General features: G+C 35.4%; 5 protein-coding genes and 1 pseudogene. 1 reads left to right on the top strand and 5 read right to left on the bottom strand.

Going from position 1 to position 6,185, the window contains the following annotated elements; translation table 11 throughout:
* Window positions 1-596: 596 nt before the first annotated feature.
* Window positions 597-875, bottom strand: a complete 279-nt coding sequence (locus F6K54_RS38425; RefSeq protein ID WP_293089361.1) for a hypothetical protein — start codon at window positions 873-875, stop codon at window positions 597-599.
* Between the two features lie 807 nt (window positions 876-1,682).
* On the opposite strand from F6K54_RS38425, the gene F6K54_RS38420 reads away from it, so the two are divergent.
* The gene (locus F6K54_RS38420; RefSeq protein ID WP_293089359.1) at window positions 1,683-3,071 is read left to right on the top strand and encodes an ATP-binding protein; all 1,389 of its coding nucleotides are present in this window, start codon (window positions 1,683-1,685) and stop codon (window positions 3,069-3,071) included.
* 1,087 nt (window positions 3,072-4,158) lie between these two features.
* On the opposite strand, the gene F6K54_RS38415 is transcribed toward F6K54_RS38420, so the two are convergent.
* The 4 genes and pseudogenes from F6K54_RS38415 to F6K54_RS38400 all read right to left on the bottom strand — a co-directional run.
* Entirely contained in the window at window positions 4,159-4,506 is a 348-nt protein-coding gene (locus F6K54_RS38415; RefSeq protein WP_293089357.1) for a hypothetical protein, read from the bottom strand.
* 238 nt (window positions 4,507-4,744) lie between these two features.
* The gene (locus F6K54_RS38410) at window positions 4,745-5,035 is read right to left on the bottom strand and encodes a hypothetical protein (RefSeq protein ID WP_293089355.1); all 291 of its coding nucleotides are present in this window, start codon (window positions 5,033-5,035) and stop codon (window positions 4,745-4,747) included.
* 43 nt (window positions 5,036-5,078) lie between these two features.
* Complete coding sequence (locus tag F6K54_RS38405) at window positions 5,079-5,333, bottom strand: hypothetical protein (RefSeq protein WP_293089353.1); 255 nt, start codon at window positions 5,331-5,333, stop codon at window positions 5,079-5,081.
* 592 nt (window positions 5,334-5,925) lie between these two features.
* Window positions 5,926-6,185: pseudogene (locus tag F6K54_RS38400) on the bottom strand (photosystem II q(b) protein); the annotation flags it as partial.

The following is a 6,185-nucleotide window of genomic DNA, read 5'->3' as shown; positions in this document are numbered from 1 at the left end:
TAGGGCTTGCTGATTAAATCTAAAAGTATTTATACATAAAGGTTTTAGCCTTTTTAAGTATCAAAAAGTGCAAGGTTTTAAGTGGTAATGCTTCAATTTAGGAGCGGATTTTGGTCAAGATTTGGGCAGAAAAATCAAGGGACAAAACTTAGCTCCTACCTCCTCGCTCATTCCCTTTTCTCCTGTCTCCTGTCTCCTGTCTCCTGTCTCCTACCCTCACCCATAAGACTTTTTCAGCAAACCCTAAGTAGGGCTTGCTGATTAAACCTAAACGTCTTTAAAGATAAAGGTAAGTGCCTTTTTGGGTCTGAAATACCTTGGCTTTCAGCTGTTCATGCTCAAAAATTTACCATTTTAGGCGCATCGTTGGGCAAAAAAAAATTACTTTCGTGCTCCTCTACTCCCCTACTCCCCTTTTCCTCTCCTGGGAGGGGGAGGGGCGAGGGGTGGGTTCCCTACTCCTTAAAAAAGACTTTTTCAGCAAGCCCTAAGTAACTCTAAATAGGGCTTGCTGATTAAATATCGCGCGCATTGACTGATATTGGTTTTAGGCTTTTTATGTCTTGAAAAAGTATGAGCTTTTCAGCAAGCGATTGTTAAAAAAGTGAGGATTTTCGGTTAGCACGCAGCCGAAAAATCACTCTTACTATTGTTTTGGCCACTGACTCTGTTATACTATTTCTCAAAAGTTTTGCTACATTTCCTTGGGAGTAGGGAGTAGGTAGTAGAGAGTAGGGAGTATGGTTTAAAGGAATAAGATATTTTGGATTAATACCTATAATCCTTACAAACATTACTGAATCATTATTATTACTTAATAACTGAAGTTCCGTTGGAAGTATAGCATTATTTTTGGGAATTGGTATGATTCCCATTTATTCTACGTCCTAACTACTCCCTTTTTCCCCTCCTGGGAGCAGGGCTGTTCCATTGCCTATAACACGGAATAGATAAACAAATAACAAAGAATAGGGAAGAGAGCAGTTAGAAAAACATTTTCTAGTCTAAAATTCCTCATTTCCATAAGTCATAACCAATTCTTTCTTAGGGATATAAACAATTTTTTATGCATAATTATATAGAGATAAATAGCTCAAGATAATTTGATAAAGATTCAGATAAAGATTATTTTTAGGTAAAGGAAAGGTTAAGGATATGACGAAAAATATCAATTAACTTAATAAATTTTATCTGTTAGTTTAGTATAAATACTTAACTTGAAGTAAAATGGAGAAATACATAGTTTATAATTTTTGTAAAATATATTTATATTTGTAAACTGGGATACAAAAATGTTGGCAATTAGCTCTTCAAAAAACAGGCAACGGCATATTTGATTAGAACCTCAAGGCAAACGAAATATTTTATTCCACAAACTTAAAAGCAATTTTTGGGATATGCTGATTCAGAAATTGTCCACTTGATTTCAAAGTGATATAGGTCACCAATCCTAAACAAGTTTGGGAGCAAATTCAGGTGTTTCATCATCAGTTAATAATTACTGATTTGGTAATGCTTTTAGTGAATTAATAAAAAGAATTTTGGCATCAGGAAACTATCAATATTTACCATTTATTACTTCATATGGAAGTGTATTTGAAGTTGTTCGATATCTTAAACTAAAAAGATTAAAGAACAAGTTACTCAAATTTTACAATAGTCATTAATTATTTTTATTACCTATGTTTCCTTACTTAAATAACCATCTTGATTTAGGTTCCACTGTAAAAGATTTACAACTTCATAGTATCCGAGTTGAAATTGATACATCAGGAATTAGACTAGCTAAATTTTTTGAAGAAAATCCCCTACTTCCAGGTATTATTTTAACAAAATCGGGGAAATTCATTGGTATGATTTCTCAACAGCAATTTCTCAAAACGTTGAGTCGTCAATATGGAAGAGAAATTTTTTTAAATCGTTCTGTTAAGGTTTTATACGACTTTATTAAGTATGAATTATTAATCTTCCCAGGAAATACACCTATTGTAGATGCTGCTGATAAAGCAGTAAAAAGACCTCAAGAATTTATTTATGAACCAGTTATTGTCGAAAATTCTCCAGAAGATTATCAAGTTTTAGAAACTCAAAAGTTACTTATTGCTCAATCTTACATTCATCAACTTGCTAAAAATTTGTTACAAAAACAAACTCAAGCACAACTAATTCAAACTGAGAAACTTGTAATGTTAGGACAAATGGTGGCAGGTTTAGCCCATGAACTGAGAAATCCAATTAATTGTGTGGCAGGTAATTCTAAGTTTATGTCTGGTTATTATCACGACTTTCTTCAATTGATTAATACTTACGATCAAAATATTTCTGAACCTATAAAAGAAGTTGAAGATTTCAAAGAAGAGATTGATTTTGAATTTGTCAAACAAGATTACTTAGAGATGATGAATAGTATAGAAATTTCTGCTGACCAGATGATTCAACTTGTTAGTAGTCTCCGCAATTTTTCTCACATGGAAGGTACCCAACGCCAAGAAACAAATATTAATGAATGTTTGGATGGTACTCTATTAATTTTAAAGAATCGTTGGAAGATGAGTGGTGTTGAAATTATTAAAAATTATGGGGATTTACCCTTGATTTTGTGTCACTCTGGTCAAGTTAGTCAAGTATTTATGAATTTGATTACAAATGCTCTTGATGCTCTAGAAGAAAATCAAGAAAAAGAAACTGATAGTAGATCGTGTAAAATATGGATTCATACTGAAGTTAAAAATTTATCTGAAAGTACAGATAAAAATGTGGATAAATCTGCTAATCAGGTAGAATTAAATTCTAATTATGAGATGAGAGGTAATGTAATTGCTACTGAAGATACTAAAGTAATTTGTCATTGGCTCTCAATTCGTATCATTGATAATGGTCCTGGTATTCCTTATGAAATTCAAAAGCAAATTTTTGATAGATTTTTTACTACAAAAGCTGTAGGTAAAGGTACTGGTTTAGGACTGGCAATTAGTTATCAAATTGTTGTTGACAACCATCAGGGAAAGTTAAATATTAACTCAACTCCAGGAGTAGGAACTGAATTTGAAATATTGTTGCCTATCAAGTAAAATTTATGAGGTTAATTTGTTGTTTTTCACCTAGCAACAAATTTGAATGTATAGCAGAAAAAAGAAAGAAGAAAGAAGAAAGAAGAAGGAAGAAGGAAGAAGGAAAAATATTGCATTGTTTGAGCTTTAATCTTTCGATCTGTCCACGCCCTTTCCTTCGACTGCTATATAACGTATTTGACATCCTCCCCGGCCTAAAGGCACGGGGATTCCTACTGAGCCATAGCTCCTCGGCGGGTTGACGCTTTGCTTCGCATAGCTGTCGCTAACACAGGGTGCTGCTTCCTTGGCGGTAGTCTAACGCTTCCCTCCACGTCCGCGCACGAGTTTCCGAGTGCCCCCCGGCAACTAATAATACGATAGCATATATTCAATTGACTTACAAATAAAATAAAAAGTCGCCCTACAAGGGCGAGGCTTTAAACCCAATTTTTCGGTCAATAATGATCGCTCAAAATTATCTTTACATAGGGTTTGCGCTCAAAAGTCTTTTTTTCAGAGGAGGAGCCAGAATTTCCGTTTGTCACCGCGAAGCAAACAGAATCGGTGAATCCAGGAGAAATGAGATTCCGAGAAGAGGCAGCTAGAAGAATCTTCCCTTGATTTTTTACCCCTCGAAATGCCCAAAATCCTAGACTTTTGAACTGGAATTACCTAAAAGCTGGTACTCCCTTAGTATCTGTAAAGGCTGAAACCTTTGCCAGTAAAAACTTTGATATTTAATCAGCAAGCCCTACATATTTAAATGTCCCATCAGGGTTTCTCGGTCTTCGTTTCTTCATACCTTTAACCTTTGCTAGCCATTGCTAATATCATGTCCGGTTGAATACTTAAACTTTGGAAAAAGTAAGGCAGAAGGCACTTATGCTGAGGGCAGAAGGTTTTATCCCATTTTGACGTTATTTTATACACAAACGATGCTACCGGACATGATATAAATTCTATTCTAGCAAGGGATATAGAGTGTGAGATTATTATTATTATTTGTCTAGACAAATACCTTGACACCCATTGCTAGCCTTGGCTATCATACAAATAGTAGGTAATTATGAGTTTGACTACTCCCCGGACTAAAGTCACGGGGATTCTAAGTTGATACTACGCAACAGGATAAATCCGTGTTGCTCCGTCTGTTCTTAGCTGACCAAAGATATATTCTTTGGGGACAAGTCAAAGTGCCCCTACACAGTTGGCTTAAGTTTAAACTTAGCTTTCTGCTTACTTTTGTGATGATATTTGCAGCCCCGTTACAGTCTGCATTAATTAACCAATTATTACTACTTCTATACAAACCACGCTTTATTCTTTTTCCTGACGGTTTCCAATCATCGGGTTTTTCACCATAAATAGGCAGATCGTCACCATCTAAAAATGAAGCAACACTTGTATAACTTTCTTCTGTTTCTATAAATATTATTCCATATTCTTCACACAACTGAGCTATTCTTTCTTTGAGTCTAGCTGTGGGAATTGGTACAAATTCTGAATTACTTTTTTTTCCTAATTTGATTTCATTTTTCTGACCTTGATTCCAACCAAATACAATTGTACCAATAGAATTTTTGTGCGCAATGATTAATTACTATTCTGGCTGCTTTATTAATACCGTCACGCATTTGGCGGTTACGTTTTTCAGTAATGACAGCTAGCCTATTTGACCAAAATCCAGTCGGTTAATTTTCTTTAATGGTTGATATCTGTTTGTTGTACCAACCCACCCCTTTAGTTCCCCTCCCGGGAGGGGATAGGGGTGGGTGTTTCCCATCTACTATCAAACTCGTATTTACATTGGATACACAGGTCAACCAATTATTTACACCATGGTCTATTCCTAATACATTGTCTTGATTTAATTGAGGTTTAATTACCACTTCTTTTTCATAGACAAGTTCCCAATAAAAACATCTATTTCTGGGTAATATTCTCAGTTCTTTCAGAGATGAAAATTCTAGATTACTCGGCATTGGAATTAAAAAGCTATCTAGACCAAACCAGCGTTTACAGGTATTACAAGCGTGGTACTCTAATTTGATTATCTTTAAGCTTTAATGCTTGCTTGGGGTAACTTACTGTAGCCATTCCCCCTTTTTTTCTGTAGTTAGGAATCCTTGGTCTGTGTGAGATTTTTCCTGAACTATAAGCTTTTATTAGACCATAATAAGAACGAAATGATTCAGCAACAGTTCTCAATATTTGTTGTGCTGAAGAGCGAATGTAAAACTTTATAGTGATTGTTCTTTTTGTAGACTTTTTCCAAGTCATATTTACCTAGAGTTTTGTGAGACTTAAAATATAATTGTCTGGCATAATATATTCCCATGTTAGTGAGCTTGTGAGACTCTTCGCACAAGAATGTTAAAATAGCAATTAATTCGGAATTTTTACCTACTAAAACTTGCTGACAACAGTACATTTGAAACGAGGGTTGGATTGCTTACCCCTGAGTAATAATAGCATAGGACCACTTTAGTTGTCTAGTATAAACGACTCGGTTGTTTTCATCCCCGGTTCAAAAACGGGGGCCTTCAATGTGGCTTTTTGGTCAAATAAAATACATCTCCTTAAAATCCGACTCCTCGCCTTTCATCCATCGCTTAAAAGACGATGGCTTTCATGCTCCCGTGTTATTTAGGTAAGGAAAAAGGAAGAGGCAAGAAGGCTTCAAAGCCTGAAAAAACTTAAATTTCCTGTAGATATTCACACCTGGGTTTACACAAACGATAAAGTGCGGACATGATACAACATAATATTTTGAGAGTAGGCAATAATATCACCCATCGCTAATTGAACTTTTAACAAAAAAAAAAGCCCTCCAAATAGAGGACTCTTTTTTTTTCAATCAATCAACTAGAAATTAACCATTGATAGAAGGAGCTTCAGCAGCAGCCAAATCTAGAGGGAAGTTATGAGCGTTACGCTCGTGCATTACTTCCATACCTAAGTTAGCGCGGTTGATTACATCTGCCCAAGTATTTACCACACGACCACTAGAATCGATGATGGACTGGTTGAAGTTGAAACCATTCAAGTTGAAGGCCATTGTGGACACACCTAATGCTGTGAACCAAATACCTACTACTGGCCATGCTCCTAAGAAGAAGTGTAAGGAACGGC

The organism is Okeania sp. SIO3B5, assembly GCF_010692555.1.
Taxonomy (GTDB): domain Bacteria; phylum Cyanobacteriota; class Cyanobacteriia; order Cyanobacteriales; family Microcoleaceae; genus Okeania.
The sequence above is the reverse complement of the archived record's forward strand: the minus strand, read 5'-3'. Positions and strand labels throughout refer to the sequence as shown.

Bases quoted from the DNA above. Each gene is read 5' to 3' on its own strand.
- F6K54_RS38420 (WP_293089359.1), top strand. From the start codon at position 1,683: ATGTTTCCTTACTTAAATAACCATCTTGATTTAGGTTCCACTGTAAAA.
- F6K54_RS38425 (WP_293089361.1), bottom strand. From the start codon at position 875: ATGGGAATCATACCAATTCCCAAAAATAATGCTATACTTCCAACGGAA.
- F6K54_RS38405 (WP_293089353.1), bottom strand. From the start codon at position 5,333: ATGACTTGGAAAAAGTCTACAAAAAGAACAATCACTATAAAGTTTTAC.
- F6K54_RS38410 (WP_293089355.1), bottom strand. From the start codon at position 5,035: ATGCCGAGTAATCTAGAATTTTCATCTCTGAAAGAACTGAGAATATTA.